Source organism: Streptomyces sp. APSN-46.1 (assembly GCF_022815725.1).
Classification (GTDB): domain Bacteria; phylum Actinomycetota; class Actinomycetes; order Streptomycetales; family Streptomycetaceae; genus Streptomyces.
Map to the genome: position 1 here is coordinate 143,252 of NZ_JALGRF010000010.1, position 17,207 is coordinate 160,458.

The 17,207-nt window shown below is 73.9% G+C and carries 14 protein-coding genes and 1 pseudogene; 9 read left to right on the top strand and 6 right to left on the bottom strand.

Features of this window, described 5'->3' with window-relative positions; genetic code table 11:
* Nucleotides 1-117 precede the first annotated feature (117 nt).
* The 6 genes from MTF65_RS23730 (at nucleotide 118) to MTF65_RS23755 (ending at nucleotide 5,957) form a co-directional block, all read left to right on the top strand.
* On the top strand, nucleotides 118-1,146 hold the full coding sequence (locus tag MTF65_RS23730; protein ID WP_243630935.1) for a hypothetical protein: 1,029 nt from the start codon (nucleotides 118-120) through the stop codon (nucleotides 1,144-1,146).
* Entirely contained in the window at nucleotides 1,146-2,432 is a 1,287-nt protein-coding gene (locus MTF65_RS23735; protein ID WP_243630936.1) for a sensor histidine kinase, read from the top strand. Before MTF65_RS23730 ends, MTF65_RS23735 begins: the two co-directional genes overlap by 1 nt.
* Nucleotides 2,429-3,112 (top strand): response regulator transcription factor, encoded by a 684-nt coding sequence (locus tag MTF65_RS23740; RefSeq protein ID WP_243630937.1) that lies wholly within the window; start codon nucleotides 2,429-2,431, stop codon nucleotides 3,110-3,112. The genes MTF65_RS23735 and MTF65_RS23740 overlap by 4 nt, the downstream gene beginning before the upstream one ends.
* Before the next feature lie 62 nt (nucleotides 3,113-3,174).
* Entirely contained in the window at nucleotides 3,175-4,623 is a 1,449-nt protein-coding gene (locus MTF65_RS23745; protein ID WP_243630938.1) for a penicillin-binding protein 2, read from the top strand.
* 65 nt (nucleotides 4,624-4,688) lie between these two features.
* Nucleotides 4,689-5,180, top strand: a complete 492-nt coding sequence (locus MTF65_RS23750) for a GNAT family N-acetyltransferase (protein ID WP_243630939.1) — start codon at nucleotides 4,689-4,691, stop codon at nucleotides 5,178-5,180.
* A gap of 69 nt (nucleotides 5,181-5,249) precedes the next feature.
* A complete protein-coding gene (locus tag MTF65_RS23755) occupies nucleotides 5,250-5,957 on the top strand; it encodes a DsbA family oxidoreductase (protein ID WP_243630940.1) in 708 nt (235 codons plus the stop codon).
* Between the two features lie 427 nt (nucleotides 5,958-6,384).
* Here MTF65_RS23755 and MTF65_RS23760 read toward each other — a convergent pair.
* Nucleotides 6,385-6,802 (bottom strand): annotated as a pseudogene (locus tag MTF65_RS23760) (aminotransferase class V-fold PLP-dependent enzyme); the annotation flags it as partial.
* Between MTF65_RS23760 and MTF65_RS23765 the strand changes: the two are divergent.
* Together MTF65_RS23765 and MTF65_RS23770 are read left to right on the top strand one after the other, a co-directional pair.
* Nucleotides 6,801-7,889, top strand: a complete 1,089-nt coding sequence (locus tag MTF65_RS23765) for an amidohydrolase family protein (RefSeq protein ID WP_243630941.1) — start codon at nucleotides 6,801-6,803, stop codon at nucleotides 7,887-7,889. The pseudogene MTF65_RS23760 and the gene MTF65_RS23765 overlap by 2 nt on opposite strands.
* A 312-nt stretch (nucleotides 7,890-8,201) precedes the next feature.
* Nucleotides 8,202-9,146 (top strand): SCO1860 family LAETG-anchored protein, encoded by a 945-nt coding sequence (locus MTF65_RS23770; RefSeq protein ID WP_243630942.1) that lies wholly within the window; start codon nucleotides 8,202-8,204, stop codon nucleotides 9,144-9,146.
* 12 nt (nucleotides 9,147-9,158) lie between these two features.
* Here MTF65_RS23770 and MTF65_RS23775 read toward each other — a convergent pair whose 3' ends face one another.
* Together MTF65_RS23775 and cobC are read right to left on the bottom strand one after the other, a co-directional pair.
* Entirely contained in the window at nucleotides 9,159-10,382 is a 1,224-nt protein-coding gene (locus MTF65_RS23775) for a CapA family protein (protein WP_243630943.1), read from the bottom strand.
* A 127-nt stretch (nucleotides 10,383-10,509) separates the two neighbouring features.
* Nucleotides 10,510-11,931: an Rv2231c family pyridoxal phosphate-dependent protein CobC gene (gene cobC / locus MTF65_RS23780; protein WP_243630944.1), complete on the bottom strand. Its 1,422-nt coding sequence runs from the start codon at nucleotides 11,929-11,931 to the stop codon at nucleotides 10,510-10,512.
* A gap of 89 nt (nucleotides 11,932-12,020) precedes the next feature.
* On the opposite strand from cobC, the gene MTF65_RS23785 reads away from it, so the two are divergent.
* Nucleotides 12,021-12,746 carry a ZIP family metal transporter gene (locus tag MTF65_RS23785; RefSeq protein WP_243630945.1) on the top strand — a complete coding sequence of 242 codons (726 nt, stop codon included), beginning with the start codon at nucleotides 12,021-12,023 and terminating at the stop codon, nucleotides 12,744-12,746.
* A gap of 2 nt (nucleotides 12,747-12,748) precedes the next feature.
* On the opposite strand, the gene MTF65_RS23790 is transcribed toward MTF65_RS23785, so the two are convergent.
* The 3 genes from MTF65_RS23790 to MTF65_RS23800 are packed head-to-tail and all read right to left on the bottom strand — an operon-like array spanning nucleotide 12,749 to nucleotide 17,093.
* On the bottom strand, nucleotides 12,749-14,362 hold the full coding sequence (locus tag MTF65_RS23790) for a cobyrinate a,c-diamide synthase (RefSeq protein ID WP_374207288.1): 1,614 nt from the start codon (nucleotides 14,360-14,362) through the stop codon (nucleotides 12,749-12,751).
* A complete protein-coding gene (gene cobO, locus MTF65_RS23795) occupies nucleotides 14,356-14,955 on the bottom strand; it encodes a cob(I)yrinic acid a,c-diamide adenosyltransferase (protein ID WP_243630947.1) in 600 nt (199 codons plus the stop codon). Before cobO ends, MTF65_RS23790 begins: the two co-directional genes overlap by 7 nt.
* Nucleotides 14,955-17,093, bottom strand: coding sequence for a putative cobaltochelatase (locus MTF65_RS23800; RefSeq protein ID WP_243630948.1), 2,139 nt, complete (start codon nucleotides 17,091-17,093; stop codon nucleotides 14,955-14,957). Before MTF65_RS23800 ends, cobO begins: the two co-directional genes overlap by 1 nt.
* Between the last annotated feature and the right edge of the window lie 114 nt (nucleotides 17,094-17,207).

Genomic DNA, 17,207 nt, shown 5'->3' on the forward strand with positions numbered 1-17,207 from the left:
CGTGGCGTGGGCGAGGCGTGGGCGAGGCGTGGGCGTGGCCTTCCTCCCCCGCATGGGGGAGGCGGTTCCCCTTCACGGGGGACGTGGCGGGGGCGCCGCACAGTCGATGGTTGACGCATGACCACACGAGCCGTTCACATGCCGCGCAAGCCGGGTACCCCGCAGGGGCCGGGTACCCCGAGTACGACACGTACGCCGCAGCCGTCGGGCCCCGCCCTCGGGGCCCGGCGGAAGGCCCTGCGGGTGGTGGCCCTGGCCGCCACCGCGCCCTATCTGGTGCTCAAGTTCGCCTGGCTGTCGGGGAGCCGGGCCGGGATTCCCGACGGCAGCCCGCTGTTGGAACCCGGGATGTTCCTCACCCTGGCCAACGTCGTCACGCTGGCCATGGACGCGAGCGTGATCCTGCTCGTCCTGGTCCTCACCAGACCGTGGGGGATGCGGGTGCCTCCCTGGCTGCTCGCCGTCCCCGCCTTCGTCGCCACCGGCCTGCTCACCCCGATCCTCACCGCGTTCCCGGCCCAACTGCTCATACGGGCGGCGGGCCTGGGCTCGGGGGCGCCCGCCGGGGAGGCGGCGCGGCCCTTCCTCGACTCCTGGGTCTTCACCGTCGTGTACACCGGATTCACCATCCAAGGACTCGCCCTGGCCGGACTGTTCGTGCCCTATGCGCGCGAGCGCTGGGGCCGGCGGTGGCAGGGCGTGCTGGGCCGCGGGCTCCCGTCACCCACGGGGGTGGTGGCGGGAGCCGCGGCGGCGGGCGGCCTGCTGGTCGGAGCCGTCTACGGGTACTGGGCCTTCGGCGGGACGGCCGGGATGGGCGCGGAGCAGGCGGCCGCCCACTCGGCGGCGGCGGGCGTGGTGTCCGGGGTGCACGCGATAGGCGCGCTGGCCGCGGCCGCGGGGGCGCTGCTGCTGGCCCGGGGCGGCAGTCGGCGGGCATGGTGGCCGCTGGCCGTCACCTGGACAGGCTCGGCGGCGGCCCTGAGCTGGGGGCTGTGGACGCTGATCGCCTCGCTGGGTCCGCAGCTCGATGGCGGCGAACAGCCCACTGCCGCAGTCCAGTTGATCTACGCTGGCCAGATGATCACTGGACTGCTCGCCGCCGCCGTGCTCACGCGGTTCCTCACCTCCCGCCGCGACGGGTGATGAGGAAGGCGGCGGCCCGGCTGCTGGGGGCGCGGGCTCGGCTGCGCTGGGTGCACCTGATACTCGGCGGGGCCCTGCTGATGCCTTACTTCCTGCTCTCCCAAGTGGTGGTCGGCCTCGTCGCCGGGACCAACGCCCTCAACTCCTTCCCGCTGGTCCTGGCCTCCTACGCCGTCTCGCTGCCGCTGGCCGCCGCCACCGCGGTGTTCGGGCTGGTGCGGCCGATGTCGGTGGCCGCCGTACGGGCCATGTGCGGGGTACCGGGAGAGAGGCTGGCCGAGGGGCCGGCCCGGTCCTGGGCGGCGCGGGGTCGGGCCTCGGCCTGGTGGACCCTGCACCTGGGGCTCGGCGCGGTGCTCAGCGGGATGAGCCTCGCGGTGCCGCCCATGGCGGTGGTGCTGATCGCCCTCCCGTTCGTGGAGGCCCTGCGGACCGCCGAGATGGGGCGTGACTGGCTCGGCGTCGCCGGCGAGCCCTACGCAGGCGCCCTGCTCGGGATCGGCCTGCTGGCCGGGCTCGCCCTGTGCGCCGCCGGAGCCGGGGAGCTGCTGGCCCGGCTGGCACCCGTACTGCTCGGGCCGACCGCGGCGGACCGGCTGGCGGCGGCCGAGGAGCGGGCCGCCGACCTGGCGGTGCGCAACCGGCTGGCCCGGGAGCTGCACGACGCGGTCGGGCACGCATTGAGCGCCGTCACCCTCCAGGCGGGCGCCGCCCGGCGGGTGCTCGACAGCGACCCCGCGTTCGTACGCGAGGCCCTGGCCGCCATCGAGGACACCACCCGGCGGACGGTGGGTGAGCTGGACACCGTCCTGGGGCTGCTGCGCGACGGCGACCCGGCCCGGGCCGACGCCGCCCCCGCGCCGACGCTCGCCGCCGACCTGGACGGGCTGCTGGCCCGCACCCGGGCCGGGGGCACCGTGATCACCGCCCACCAGGACCCCGGACCCGCCGGGGACTGGGGGCAGCTGCCCGCCATCGCGTCCCGCGAGGCGTACCGGATCGTGCAGGAGGGCCTGAGCAACGCCCTGCGCCACGGCGCGGGCCCGGTCCGGCTGGGGATCGCCGTACGGCAGGCAGGAGAAGGCAGCGGACACCGTGAACTGGAGATCAGCATGACCAACTCGCCCGCGAGCCCCGTCGGCCGCGAGTCCCGCACCACCGGGGGCCGAGGGCTGCACGGCGCCGCCGAGCGGGCCGCGCTGCTCGGCGGCCGCGTCGAGGCGGGCCCGCACGAAGGAGAGTGGCGGCTGCTGGCCGTCCTCCCGCTCGGCGGAGGCCCCCGATGACCCCGACGCCCCCGGTGAGCCGGCCGCCGCTGCGCATCGTGCTCGCCGACGACGAGCGGATGGTCCGCACCGCCCTGCGGGTCATCCTCGAAGCCGAACCCGACATGGAGGTCGTCGGGGAGGCGGCCTCCGGCGCCGAGGCCATCCCCCTCGTCCGCTCCCTCGGCCCCGATGTGGTGCTGATGGACGTCCGCATGCCCGAGATCGACGGCATCCGGGCCACCGAGCAGATCCTCGCCACCATGTCCGAGCCACCCCGGATCGTGGTCGTCACCACCTTCGAGAACGACGCCTACGTCTACGACGCGCTGCGCGCGGGCGCCTCCGGATTCCTCCTCAAGCGGGCCGACGCCGACGAGCTGATCGGCGCGGTCCGCCTCGTCGCCCGCGGGGACTCGCTGCTCTTCCCGGCCGCCGTCCGCGCGCTGGCCGCCGCCCACACCAGCGCGGCGCCGCCCGCCGCCCCGGCCTGGGCGGCGCGGCTCACCGAGCGGGAGGCCGACGTACTGCGCCTGATGGCCACCGGACTGTCCAACCACGAGCTGAGCGAGCGGCTCGGCGTCGGTCCGCAGACGGTCAAGACCCATGTCGCCGCCGTCCTGGCCAAGACCGGTTCCCGCGACCGCACCCAGGCGGTCATCGCGGCCTACGAGGGAGGCTTCCTCATGAAGAAAAGCTGAGAACCCGGCCACAATAGGGGCAGAGCGGAACGCCTGGGGCCGCCGGGGCGTCCTTCTGGGGGATGAACAAGACGATCAGGCGTGCGTCGGTCTTCTGTCTGCTTCTGGTGCTGGCCCTTTTGGTGCGGGTCACCTGGGTACAGGCATACCAAGGCCAGGCCCTCGCAGACGACGAGCACAACCGACGGAACCTCATCGGGCAGTACGAGAACCCGCTGGGTAACATCATCGTGGGAGGGGAGGCGATCACCGGCTCGACCAGGACGGGCGGCAAGGACTTCGGGTACAAGCGCACGTACACCGACGGCCCGCTCTACGCGCCGATCACCGGCTACAGCTCACAGGCCTACGGCACGACCATGCTGGAGGGCGTCTTCAAGAACGTCCTCAACGGCTCCGACAACCGGCTCAAGACGGTGATGGACACGCTCACCAACAAGCGGGCCGACCCGGGTGACGTGCTGACCACCATCGACAAGGACGTGCAGAGGGCCGCCTGGGACGCGCTCCAGGGCAAGCAGGGCTCCGCCGTGGCCATCGACCCGGCGACCGGCGAGATCCTCGCCGTGGTGAACAACCCTTCGTACGACCCCGGTCGGATCGCGGGCGCCAACGACGAGGATGCCTGGCAGGAGCTCTCCGCCGACCAGGGCAAGGCCATGGAGAACGTCGCGCTCCGCAAGCCCCAGGCGCCCGGCTCCACCTTCAAGCTGGTCACCCTGGCGGCGGCCATCGAGAACGGGCTGGTCACCGACATCGACACGCCCACGGGCACCCCCGACCCGTACACGATCCCCGGCACCCGCACCCAGCTGCCCAGCGAGGCGGGCTCCGCGGCCTGCGACAACGTGTCCCCGCGCACGGCCCTGCGGCTGTCCTGCAACAACGTCTTCGCGGAGCTTGCGTCCAAGCTAGGCCAGGACAAGATGCGCGCGATGGCCGAGAAGCTCGGCTTCAACACGCAGATCGACACCCCGGTCCGCACCAACCCGCCGAGCAAGTACCCGTCGAAGAAGATGTCGATCGACCAGGTCGCGCAGACGGGTATCGGCCAGTTCGACGTACAGGCCACCCCGCTCCAGATGGCGATGGTGACCGCCGCGATCGAGAACGGCGGCAAGCTCGTCGCCCCGCACATGGTCTCCGAGGTCACCGACGCCAACGGCAATGTGCTGGAGAGCTTCAAGGACCCGAAGTCCGACCAGGTCATGAAGGAGCGGACCGCCTCGATGCTCCAGGACGCCATGCGGACGGTCGCCACCGAGGGCGGCGGCAAGCCCGCCCAGGTGGCCGGCGCCGAGGTGGGCGGCAAGACCGGTACCGCCCAGCGCGGCGTGAACAACAGCAAGTCGCCGCTCGCCTGGTTCACCTCGTACGCGAAGGCGGGCGGCAAGCAGATCGCGGTCGCCGTGGTGATCGAGAACTCGGACACCGACCGCTCCGAGATCGGCGGCGGCAAGCTGGCCGCGCCCATCGCCCAGAAGATGATGGCGGCCTGGCTGAAGAAGTAGCCCCCTTCGCACAGGCGGCCGACGCGCCGGGAACCGACAGGGGTTCCCGGTGCGTTTCCCGTTCCATGATCAGAACCGCGCTCGCCGCCGACCTCGACGCCATCGCCGCCCTGCACACCCGGGCCCGCGCCACCTACTACCGCGGTCGCGTCCCCGAGGAGGCCTACGCGGGTGACGCCGAGCTCGCGCGGACCCGCGAGGGCTGGTCCCGGGCCGTCGCCCGCGCCGCCGACGACGGCGGGGTGCTCTGCGCCGAGCAGGACGGCGCGCTCACCGGCGTCGCGGCCTTCCGCACCGCCGCCGGGGAGACCACCCTCACCCAGCTCCACGTGGACCCGGACCACTGGCGGCGCGGCACCGGAGCCGCCCTGCACGCCGCCTGCCTCGACGCCTGGCGCCGGGCCGGGGTGCGCCGTGTCCGCCTGGAGGTCTACGCGCACAACCTGCGCGCACAGGCCTTCTACGCCGCCCAGGGCTGGCGCGCGGACCTCGCGGGAACCCGCTCGGGCTCGCACCTCACCCTGTGGCTGAGCGTCGCCCCGGAGTCCGGGGAATGAGACGCTCCGCTAGATGGTTGAAGCCGGAACCGTTTTGATTTGGTCCCGAACCCGGAGAGAAGAAGGAACATGCGCGTCGAGATCTGGAGCGACATCGCCTGCCCCTGGTGCTACATCGGCAAGGCCCGCTTCACCAAGGGGCTGGCCGAGTTCGCCCACCGCGACCAGGTGGAGGTCGTCTTCCGGTCGTTCGAGCTCGACCCGGCCAGCCCCAAGGGCGACACCGCTCCCGTCGTGGAGATGCTCGCCAAGAAGTACGGCCGCACCCTCGACGAGGCACGCGGCATGGAGGAGCACGTCGCCGCCAGCGCCCGCGCCGAGGGGCTGACGTACCGCACCGAGGGGCGCGACCACGGCAACACCTTCGACATCCACCGGCTGCTGCACCTGGCCGCCGCCCGCGGCCGCCAGGAGGAGCTGCTCGACCTCGCCTACCGGGCGAACTTCGGTGAGGAGCGCTCCGTCTTCGACCCCGAGACGCTGGTCGCGCTCGCAGTCGAGGCCGGACTGGACGAGGCCGAGGCCCGCACGGTGCTCGCCGACGACTCCGCCTACGCCGCCGAGGTACGGGCCGACGAGCGTGAGGCGGCCGAGCTGGGCGCGAACGCCGTGCCCTTCTTCGTCCTGGACCGCCGCTACGGCATCTCCGGCGGCCAGCCGGCCGAGGTGTTCACCGGGGCGCTGGAGCAGGCGTGGGCCGGGCGCGAGGTCGAGGAGCCGGCCGCCGGCGCCGAGTCCTGCGACCCCGACGGCGCCTGCGCCGTCCCCCAGGCCTGACGCCCGCGCGCGGCGTCCGCGCGCCCGCCGTCCGCCGCTGACGGTCCCGTGGCCTCGGGGCCGTCAACGGCGATGAGTTGAAGGGCGCGGGTCTTCGGGCCGCACGCCACTTCCAGCCTCGCCGGCGTTTGAGGCGGGGGTCTGGGGGAGGTAGCTGGGGGGAACCCGGCTTCGCCGGGCACCGGGCTCCGCCCGGACCCGCGCCTCAAACGCCGGCGAGGCTGGATTTGCCCGGCCCGCCCCCACCCGTCGGGCCCCACCCGTCGGGTCAGCGCAGCGTCGCCGACCGCGCCGACATCTCCCCGGACAGTGCGCCGCCGCCCGCCGCCAACGGACGCCGCCGGGTCTGCCGACAGGGCCGTCGCCCCATCAGCAGCGAGGCCTCCGCCACCCGCAGCGTGGTGGCCTCCGAGGCGAGCCGTCACGGGCCGGCAGGCCGATACCACCGCCGGCCGCCCGTGGCCTTCTGGGCGCCGATCACGCACAGGTCCACGCCCCGCTCGTCCGGCAGCAGCGGCTCTGCCCCCACCGAAGCCACCACGTCCAGTATGAACAGCGCGCCGTGGGCCCGTACCGCCTCACCGATCTCCGCGACCGGGTTCGTGTTCCCGGTCGCCGCCTCGGCGTGCACCGGCGAGACGAAGTCGATCGACGCACCGCCAGGTCGATCACCGTCGCCCCGCCGTCGCCGGGCCGGTGACGATGTTCAGCGCCGCCGAGTCGGGCCGGGCCCCCGACCGGATGCACGTCTCCAGCGGCAGCGGCGTCTTGCCGTGGGTGATCACCGCGTCTTCGTCCGGGGGTACCGCCAGAGCCTGCCGAGCGCGCACGTACAGTGCCGATATGAGCGATGTGCTGCACGTGAAGGGGCGGGTGCTCGTGGGGCCCGACGAGGTCCGCGACGAGCTCTGGGTGGTCGGCGGCCGGGTCTCGTACGAGCGCCCGCGCACCGCCGCCCACGAGATCACCACGGTGACCGGCTGGGTCCTCCCCGGCCTGGTCGACGCGCACTGCCACGTGGGACTCGACGCCCACGGCCCGGTCGACGCCGGGACCGCCGAACGGCAGGCCCTCGCGGACCGCGACGCGGGCACCCTCCTGATCCGCGACGCCGGATCCCCCTCCGACACCCGCTGGATCGACGACCGCGAGGACCTCCCGAAGATCATCCGGGCGGGCCGGCACATCGCCCGCACCCGCCGCTACACCCGCAACTACGCCTACGAGATCGAACCCGCCGACCTCGTCGAGTACGTCGGGCGCGAGGCGGTGCGCGGAGACGGCTGGGTGAAGCTGGTCGGGGACTGGATCGACCGCGACGCCGACGACCTGACGGCCTGCTGGCCGCGCGCCGAGGTCGAGGCGGCCATCGCCGAGGCCCACCGGCTGGGCGCCCGGGTCACCGCGCACTGCTTCGCGGAGGACTCGCTGCGCGACCTCGTCGAAGCGGGCATCGACTGCGTCGAGCACGCCACCGGGCTCACCGAGGACACCATCCCGCTGTTCGCGGAGCGCGGGGTGGCGATCGTCCCGACGCTCGTGAACATCGCGACGTTCCCGAAGCTGGCGGCCGGCGGCGAGGCGAAGTTCCCCGGCTGGGCGGCCCACATGCGCCGGCTCCACGAGCGGCGGTACGACACCGTCCGGGCCGCCTACGACGCGGGCATCCAGGTGTACGTCGGCACGGACGCGGGGGGTTCCCTCCCGCACGGGCTGGTCGCCGCCGAGGTTGCGGAGCTGGTGCGCGCCGGCATCCCGCCGCTCGACGCCCTCTCGGCGACGGCCTGGGCGGCACGCGAGTGGCTCGGCAGACCCGGTCTGACCGAGGGCGCGCCGGCCGACCTGGTGGTCTACGGCGACGACCCGCGAGCCGACGTACGCGCCCTGGCGCAGCCGCTCCGCGTGGTCGTCGACGGCAAGGTCATCGCCTGAGCGCCTGAGCGCGTGGCGCCGCCCGGGTTGACGGGCCGTGACATCGAGGCCCGGACGGTCGTTATGAACGGCTGTGCCGGGCCAACGCGCGCGCGGGCACCGGTCAGCCCTGCGGCGGGAGGGAACTCCCGTTCCTCGTGAGGCGCAGTGATTCGAATGTGCGCACGGAAACCACCCTTTGGGGTGAACTCACGCCAGGTGGCTGCCTGTTCACTCACAGTGCGTAAAAATCCGAGGGTCGAAGCCGTCGGCGCGTGCGATGTCCCCCATTGGCGCCGCGACGGCATCCATCTCCTTGGGGGTTTCACCACCTTGAACAGCAATACCTTCCGCCTGCCCGCGGCCGCTCTGCTCGCCACGGGAGCGGTCGCCCTGCTCGCCGCCCCGCCCGCCTTCGCCACGGGAGGCGGCCCCGCCGGGGGCGAGGGCAAGGCTGGGGCCGTCGTCCTGCGGACCGGGCTGGACGTGGGCCTGCTCAACAAGACCGTGCACGTCCCGCTCAAGGCCGAACTCAACGAGGTCAGCGCCCCGGCGACGGCCGAGAAGGCGGCGCTCAGCGTGACCCTGGACGGCGTCGAAGGGGGGAAGCCGGTGCGTGTCCTGCGCGCCGACGTCGCCACTTCCAAAGCGACGGCGGACGACAAGCGCGCCGAGGCGGAGGCGCATCTCGCCAACGCCGAGGTGCACGTGCCGGGGCTCCCGTTGCTCTCCCTCATCCAGCTGGAGAAGGTCACCTCCAAGGCCGTGTGCGCGGCGGGCGCGAAGCCCGTGGCGAGCGCGAACGTCCTCGGGGCGGTGACCGTGCTCGGCAAGAAGGTCACCCTCTCGGCCGGCGGCCCGACCAAGGTCGAGGTGCCCAAGGTCGGCCTGGTCAGCCTGGAGCTGTCCGATGCCCGGACCACCTCGACCACCGCCGCCGCGGCCGCGCTCCGGCTCAAGGTGTCGGTGAACCCGCTGGACCTGAACGTCGCGCAGGTCGAGGGCGAGATCGTGCTGGCCGAGGCGCATTGCGAGTCCCCGAAGGGGCCGGGGCCGAACCCGTCCGCGAAGCAACCCGGCATCAAGCCGCAGACGGGCACCACCGGCACCTCCGGCATCACCGGCACCTCCGGCACCTCCGGGACCACCGTGGCCCAGGCCAACCTGGCCGAGACCGGCGGCGGTTCCCTCACCCCGTACGTGGTGGGCGGCGCGGTGCTCCTGCTCGGCGCCGGCGCGGGCGCGCTGGTCGTGGCCCGGCGCGGCCGCGCCTCGTAGCACGGGAGTCCGTCAGCGGGTGGCGTGCTCCAACCCCTGGTCGCCGGCGCCACGTGACATCACGGCCGTGCTGACCTGCTTGTCGATGGCGGCGTACTCCTTCTGCTTGGCGGCGCCGATGCCGCTGTCGGCGGGGGCGCAGGAGGCGCAGACGACGCGGAACGGCGGTCCCATGTCCGAGTACTGCGTGAGGTACTCGGCCTTCGTGACCTCCCAGCGGCCCGGATGCGCCGTCGCCGGGGAGAAGGTGAAGCGCGGGATCGAGGACTGGTTGCCGCGCAGCTTGTCGGCCGGAACGAAGCTGGCGACCTGGTCGCCCATGCCGAAGACCACCCAGGTCCCGTTGACCTTCTCGTAGGGCTGCGGCACGTGGTTGTGCGTGCCGATGATCAGATCGATGTCGGGGAGTCCGTCCGTCCCCTTGGAGGCGGTCAGCGCCTGCGCCAGCTCACGTTGCTGCTTGTCGGGCGCTGTCTGCCACTCCGTACCCCAGTGGACGCTGAGCACGACCACGTGCGCGCCGGCCGCCCGGGCGGCGCGGGCGTCCTCGATGATCCGCTTCTGGTCGATCAGATTGACGGACCAGGGCTTGTCCTGGGGGAGCGGAATGCCGTTCGTGCCGTACGTGTACGACAGCTGGGCGATCTTGGCGCCGCCCGCGCTCACCAGGGCCGGGGCCTTGGCCTCCTCGGCGCCGCGGGCGGAGCCCACGTGCTTGATGCCCACCCGGTCGAGGTGGTCGAGCGTGCGGGCGAGTCCCGCGTAACCGGCGTCGAGCGTGTGGTTCGAGGCCGTCGAGCAGCTCTCGTACCCCGTGTCCTTCAGGGCGTCGGCCAGTTCGTGCGGGGCCTTGAACGTGGGGTAGCCGGTGTAGGGCCCGCCCGGCTCCCCGTACGGTATCTCGTGGTGGCATATCGCCACGTCGGCGGCGGAGACGATGGGCTTCACGCCCGCGAGTATCTTGCGGAAGTCGTGGCCCTTGCCGCCGGCGTCGACGGCCGAGCGCTCGATGATCGACGGGTACGGGATGATGTCACCCGTCGCCACCAGGGTGAACGGCTTCCCCTCGGGCGCGGGGGCGCCCGCCGTGGTCCCCGCCTTGGTCCCCGGCTTCGCCTGGAGGCGCTGCTCGCCGGCGCTCCCGCCCTTGTCGAGCAGCGTGGGCACGGCGTAGATCCCGCCCCCCACGACCGCCAGCCCGGCCACGGCCGCGGCTATTTTGGCCGATGCCTTCATCTTCTGTCCCCCCGGTGTCGACCTGCGTGTCGTGCAGATCATCGCCCAGGGGGCGCTCCGCATGCGAACGGCGGGCTGCCCCCCGCTGTCCTCCTGCCTGCTGTCCCCTTGCCCCCGCTTCGCTCCGTCAGTGCGCGGCCAGGGCCAGCGCGTGGTCCATGGCCTGCAGCAGCCGGCCCGTCGTCGCCCGGTCGCGGACCGCCAGCCGGAGCCAGGAGTGGTCCAGCCCCGGGAAGGTGTCCCCGCGGCGGACGGCGAACCCCAGGGCGCGCAGCCGGGTCCGTACCTGCGCGGCGCCGGCCACCCGGATCAGCACGAACGGGCCCTCCGCCACCCCGGACACCGTGATCTCGTCGAACTCCGCGAGACCGGCGAGCAGATGTGCCCGGTCCACCGCGATCCGCCGGGCCGCGGCCTCCGCCTCCGCCAGCGCCGCCGGAGCGACGCACGCCTCGGCCGCCACCAGCGCCGGAGTGGACACCGGCCACAGCGGCTGCGCGGCCGCGAGCTTCGCGATCACCTCCGGCTCCGCCAGCACGTAGCCGATCCGCAGCCCCGCCAGCCCCCACGTCTTCGTCAGGCTCCGCAGGACGACCAGCCCGGGGACGTCCATCCGCCCCGCCAGGGCCTCCCGTTCGCCCGGGACGGCGTCCATGAACGCCTCGTCCACCACCAGGATCCGGCCCGGCCGGGCCAGCGCGGCCAGTGTGGCCGCCGGGTGCAGGACCGACGTCGGGTTGGTCGGGTTCCCGACCACCACCAGGTCGGCGTCCTCCGGTACCGCCGCCGGGTCCAGCCGGAACCCGTCCGCGGCCCGCAGCAGCACCCGCCGCACCTGGTGCCCGGCGTCCCGCAGGGCCGCCTCCGGTTCGGTGAACTGCGGGTGCACCACGACCGGCCGTACGGCGCCCAGGGCCCGGGCGATCAGGACGAACGCCTCCGCGGCCCCGGCCGTCAGCAGCACCCGCTCGACCGGCAGCCCGTGCCGGCCCGCCACGGCCGCGCGGGCCGCCCGGCCGTCCGGGTACGCGGCGAGGTCCCCGAGCGAAGAGGCGATCCGCTGCTTGAGCCACTCCGGAGGCGTGTCCGACCGTACGTTCACCGCCAGGTCCACCAGCGCGCCGCCCGCGTCCACCACTTCCGCGTCACCGTGGTGGCGCAGATCGTGCGCGTGGGCCGTGGCCACCGCGCAGGTCGCCGCCACCGACCGCCGCTTGGGTACGAGGAGTTCCCCGCCGCCGGCGAGCGCCGCGGCCTCCGCCACCGAGGGGGTCCCGGCGGCGTCCCGTACGGCATCGGAGGGGTGCGGCACGTGGACGGCGGCCAGCTCCTCGGCGGGGTAGCCGATCAGCGGTACGCCGAAACGTTCCGCCGCACCCGTGATCCCGGCCTCCAGGACCTTCGACTCCACCGTGGCCAGTGCCGTCACCGCCTCGGAGGGCAGCCCGGCCCCCCGTAGCGTCTCCTCGACCAGCGCGCACACCTCGGCCACGGAGACCCCCGCGCGTCCACCGACCCCGACCACCAGCCGCGTCGCGTACTCGCCCACCGGGATCACCCTTCTCTCGTCAACAGTTCGTGTCCCGCCGCCCGCGCGGGGACGTGCGCGCGCGGCCGACAGTCGGTATTCAGGGGCACATGGCCGTGATCGTCGCGTTGGGCGCGTTCCTGATGACCCTGGCGGGCGGATGGACGGCGCAACGCGTCACCGACCGCCGCCACCTCGTGCTGGGCCTCGCCGGCGGGCTGATGCTCGGCGTGGTCGGCCTCGACCTGCTCCCCGAGTCGCTGCATGCGGCGGGCCGCGAGGTGTTCGGCGTCCCGCTGGCCCTGCTGCTCTTCGTGGCCGGGTTCCTGATCGCGCACGTGGCGGAACGCCTGCTGGCGGTACGTCAGGCCGCGCACGGCGCCGAGAACGGGGGCCGCGTCCCCCAGGTGGGGCTGACGGCGGCCGCCGCGATGGTCGGCCACAGCCTCGCCGACGGCGTGGCCCTGGGCGCGGCCTTCCAGGTCGGCGGCGGGATGGGCGTGGCGGTGACGCTCGCCGTCATCACCCACGACTTCGCCGACGGCTTCAATACGTACACGCTCACCCGCCTCTACGGGAACGAGCGCCGGAAAGCCCTTCTGATGCTCTTCGCGGACGCGGTGGCTCCGGTCGTGGGAGCGGCGTCCACCCTGCTGTTCACCCTTCCGGAGGAACCGCTCGGCGCGTACCTCGGCTTCTTCGGCGGTGTCCTGCTGTACCTGGCGGCCGCCGAGATCCTGCCCGAGGCGCACCACAAGCACCCCGCCCTGTCCACGCTGATGTGCACGGTGGGCGGAGTGGCCGGGATCTGGCTCGTGGTGGGCCTCGCGGACTGAGTTCAAGGGCGTGCGGCTGCTGCTGCCGCCGGCGTTGTCGCCGCCGCTTCCGTGAACCGGCGGGCCACGGAAGGCTCCGCCGCCCAGTGCGTGTGCAGGTAACTGGCGTGCACGCCCTGCTGTACGAAGCCCTCGACACGGCGCTCGGGATGCGTGAAGCCCCACGCAGGCGCGGCCCCGGCACCGGGCTCGATCACCGTCCGGTGGAACTCGTGCCCGCGCAGCCGGGTGCCGACGGCGGCGAGCGCGCTGTCGGACACCGCCACCGCCTCGCGGTAGCCGAGTGTGAGCCGCTCCGACATCCGCGCGTCGGCGTCGAGGACCCCGCACATGGGCTTGCCGTCCAGCGACCGGGCCAGGTACAGCAGCCCGGCGCACTCGGCGGCGACCGGGCCGCCGGCCGCGGCGAAGTCCGCGACGGCCTTGCGGAGCGGCTCGTTGGCGGACAGCTCGGGCGCGTACACCTCGGGGAACCCGCCGCCGATCACCAGGCCGGTGGTGCCGGGGGGGAGTGCCTCGTCCCTGAGGGGGTCGAAGGTGACGACGTCCGCCCCCGCGGCTTGCAGCAGCTCCGTGTGCTCGGCGTACGAAAACGTGAACGCGGCCCCGCCCGCGACCGCGACCACCGGCCGTGGACCGGGGCTCCGCCCCAGACCCCGCGCCTCAAACGCCGGCGAGGCTGGATTTGGCCGTGGACCGGGGCTCTGCCCCAGACCCCGCGCCTCGAACGCCGGCGAGGCTGGATTTGGCTGATGCAGGCCTGAAGGTGCGCGCAGCGCAACCCGCCCGGCGGGGCTGGATTGCGCGGAGCGCAATTCAAGCCCCGCCGGCGATTGAGGCGCGGGGTTTGGGGCGGCGCCCCAGCTGCGCGCCAGCGCAGTGGCCGGAGACCAGGCCTCGCAGGCCAACGCCGGGGCGGTCCGGGCCAGGGCCAGGAGGCCCTCCAGGTCGCAGCCGGCCCGGACCTGGTCGGCCAGAGCGGCCACCGCCGCCAGCGCGTCGGCCCGCCGCTCGGCGACCGGCACCAACCCCAGGTGCCGCGACGGCGCGGCCACCTGCGGAGCCCGCCGCAGGACGCCCAGTACCGGCGTCCCCGCCTCCTCCAGCGCCTCCCGCAGCATCGCCTCGTGCCGGTCGGACCCCACCTTGTTCAGGATCACCCCGCCCAGCCGCACCTGCGGATCGAAGGACGCGAAGCCGTGCACCAGCGCCGCCACCGACCGCGACTGCGACGAGGCGTCGACGACCAGCACCACCGGCGCCCGCAGCAACTTCGCCACCTGCGCCGTCGACGCCAGCTCACCCCGCCCCGCGGCACCGTCGTAGAGCCCCATGACGCCCTCGACCACCGCCAGGTCGCACCCCGCCGCCCCGTGCGCGAACAGCGGAGCGACCAGCTCCGGCCCGCACATGAACGCGTCCAGGTTCCGCCCGGGCCGTCCCGTGGCCAGCGCGTGGTAGCCCGGGTCGATGTAGTCGGGCCCGGCCTTGTGCGGGGACACGGCGAGGCCGCGCTCCGAGAAGGCCGCCATCAGGCCCGTCGCGACGGTGGTCTTGCCGCTGCCGGAGGACGGCGCGGCGATGACCAGCCGCGGCACGTTCAGGGACGTCACCACTCGATACCCTTCTGACCCTTCTGGCCGGCGTCCATGGGGTGCTTGACCTTGGTCATCTCGGTGACCAGATCCGCGAACTCCACCAGCTTCTCCGGCGCGTTGCGCCCCGTGATCACCACATGCTGCGTGCCGGGACGGTTCCGCAGCACCTCGATGACCTCGTCCACGTCGATCCAGCCCCAGTGCATCGGGTACGCGAACTCGTCCAGCACGTACAGCTTGTGCGTCTCGGCGGCCAGATCGCGCTTGACCTGCTCCCAGCCTTCCTTCGCCGCCTGCTCGTTGTCGAGCTGCGCGTCGCGCTGGACCCAGGACCAGCCCTCGCCCATCTTGTGCCAGACGACCGAGCCGCCCTCGCCGGAGGCGCCCAGCACCTTGAGCGCGTTCTCCTCGCCGACCTTCCACTTCGCCGACTTGACGAACTGGAACACCCCGATCGGCCAGCCCTGGTTCCACGCGCGCAGCGCCAGCCCGAAGGCCGCCGTCGACTTGCCCTTGCCCGGGCCGGTGTGCACGAAGACGAGCGGGCGGTTGCGGCGCTGGCGCGTCGTGAGTCCGTCGTCCGGAACGGTGGTCGGCTGTCCCTGCGGCATTACGCGGCCCTCCTGTTGGTGTGGGATGACTGAGATGTCACTGAGGTACGTACGTTCTTCACGAGCCCGGCCAGCGAGTCCGCCCGCAGCCCGTCGAGGGTGACGGCGGGTCCGCCGAGGTCGGCGGCCAGCGCCCCGGCCAGCCCCAGCCGGACCGGCCCCGACTCGCAGTCCACGACCACCGAGGCGATCCCCTCGGCCGCGAGCAGCCGGGCGCCGCGGCCCGAGAGTTCCCGGGGGTCGCCGCCCAGGGCCCCGGCCGAGGTGGCCCTCCCGTCGGTGACGATCACGAGCAGCGGCCGGCGGCTCGGATCCCGGAGCCGCTCGATCCGCAGCACCTCGTGGGCCTTGAGCAGCCCCGCGGCCAGCGGGGTGCGCCCGCCCGTCGGCAGCCGCTCCAGCCGGGCCGCGGCGGCGTCGACGGAAGAGGTGGGCGGCAGAGCCAGCTCGGCGGTGGCCCCGCGGAAGGTGATCAGGCCGACCTTGTCCCGGCGCTGGTAGGCGTCCAGCAGCAGGGACAGGACCGCGCCCTTGACCGCGCCCATGCGCTGCCGGGCAGCCATCGAGCCGGAGGCGTCGACGACGAACAGTACGAGGTTCCCCTCGCGCCCTTCCCGGGTCGCCTGCCGGAGATCGTCCTTGCGGACCACCAGCCCGCGCCCGCTGCGCCCGCGCGCCTTCTGGTGCGGGGCGGCGGCGTGGACCGTGGCGGCGAGGTGCAGCTTCGTCAGCTGGCCGCGCGGGCGCCGGGCGCCGGTGGTGCGGCCGTGGGCGGTGCGGGCGCGCGAGCGGCGGCCGGCCGCGCCCTCGCCGAGGCCCGGCACGCTGAGCATCTTGGTCCGGAACGGCTCGGCGGCCCGTACGGCCGCCTGTTCGGCCCCGGCTCCGGCTCCGGCGCCATCGCCACCGGTCTCCTGGGCGGAGGGCTGCGGCTCGGGGGCCTCGGGGGCGTGCTCCGGCTGGTCGGCCCGGTCCGGCTGCTCGGATTGCTCGGACCGCTCGGACCCTTCCGGCGTACCGCCCTGCGGCGGAACTCCGCCGCCACCGCCGTCCCCGTCGGGACCGCCGTCATCCGGGCCCTCGGGCTCCGGCTCGGGCTCGTTGTCGGGCTCGTCGTCGGGTTCCTCGTCCGGGAACCGGTCCAGGATCTCGTCCAGCTTGTCCTCGTCCAGCCCGGGCGCGTCGAACGGGTTGCGGCGCCGCCGGTGGGGGAGCGCCAGCAGGGCGGCCCGCCGGACGTCCTCCTTCCGGACATCGGTCCGCCCGGCCCAGGCGGCCAGCGCGGTCGCGGTCCGGGCCATCACGATGTCGGCCCGCATCCCGTCCACCTCGAAGCCGGCACAGGTCGCCGCGATCTGCATCAGGGCGGTGTCGCCGAGGGAGACCTGCGGGAGCAGGGCCCGCGCGGCCACCACGCGGGCGCGTACGTCGTGCTCGTCCCCGGCCCACCGGGTCGCGAAGCCCGCGGGATCGTCCTCGTAGGCGAGACGGCGGCGCACCACCTCGACGCGCTGCGCGGGCTCGCGGGAGGCGGCGACCTCCACCGTGAGCCCGAACCGGTCGAGGAGCTGCGGGCGGAGCTCGCCCTCCTCGGGGTTCATGGTGCCGACGAGGAGGAACCGGGCGGCGTGCCGGACGGAGACGCCCTCGCGTTCGACGTAGGAGGCGCCCATCGCGGCGGCATCGAGGAGCAGGTCGATGAGGTGGTCGTGGAGGAGGTTGACCTCGTCGACGTAGAGAATCCCGCGGTGCGCGTCGGCGAGCAGGCCGGGCTCGAAGGCCTTGACGCCTTCGGCGAGGGCCCGCTCGATGTCGAGGGCGCCGACCAGGCGGTCCTCGGAGGCACCGACGGGCAGCTCCACCATCCGCGCGGGGCGCACGGAACCGGGCCCGGGCCCGTGCGGGCCGTCGGGGCAGGCGGGGTCGGGCGCGGCCGGGGCGCAGCTGAACCGGCAGCCGGGTACGACGTCCACCTGAGGCAGCAGCGCGGACAGCGCGCGGACGGCGGTGGACTTGGCGGTCCCCTTCTCGCCGCGCACGAGCACACCGCCGACCGCCGGGCTCACGGCGTTCAGCAGGAGCGCCAGCCGCAGATCGGTCTGGCCGACCAGTGCGGTGAACGGGTAGGGCGTGCTCATGCGTTGCTCACTCCTTCGAACGTGCGGATCCTGGGCGGGGCCTGGCCGGGTGTTCTGCCGGGGCCGCTGCGCGTGCCCGCGTGCGCCGCCGCCGCTGGGGCTCCGCCCCAGACC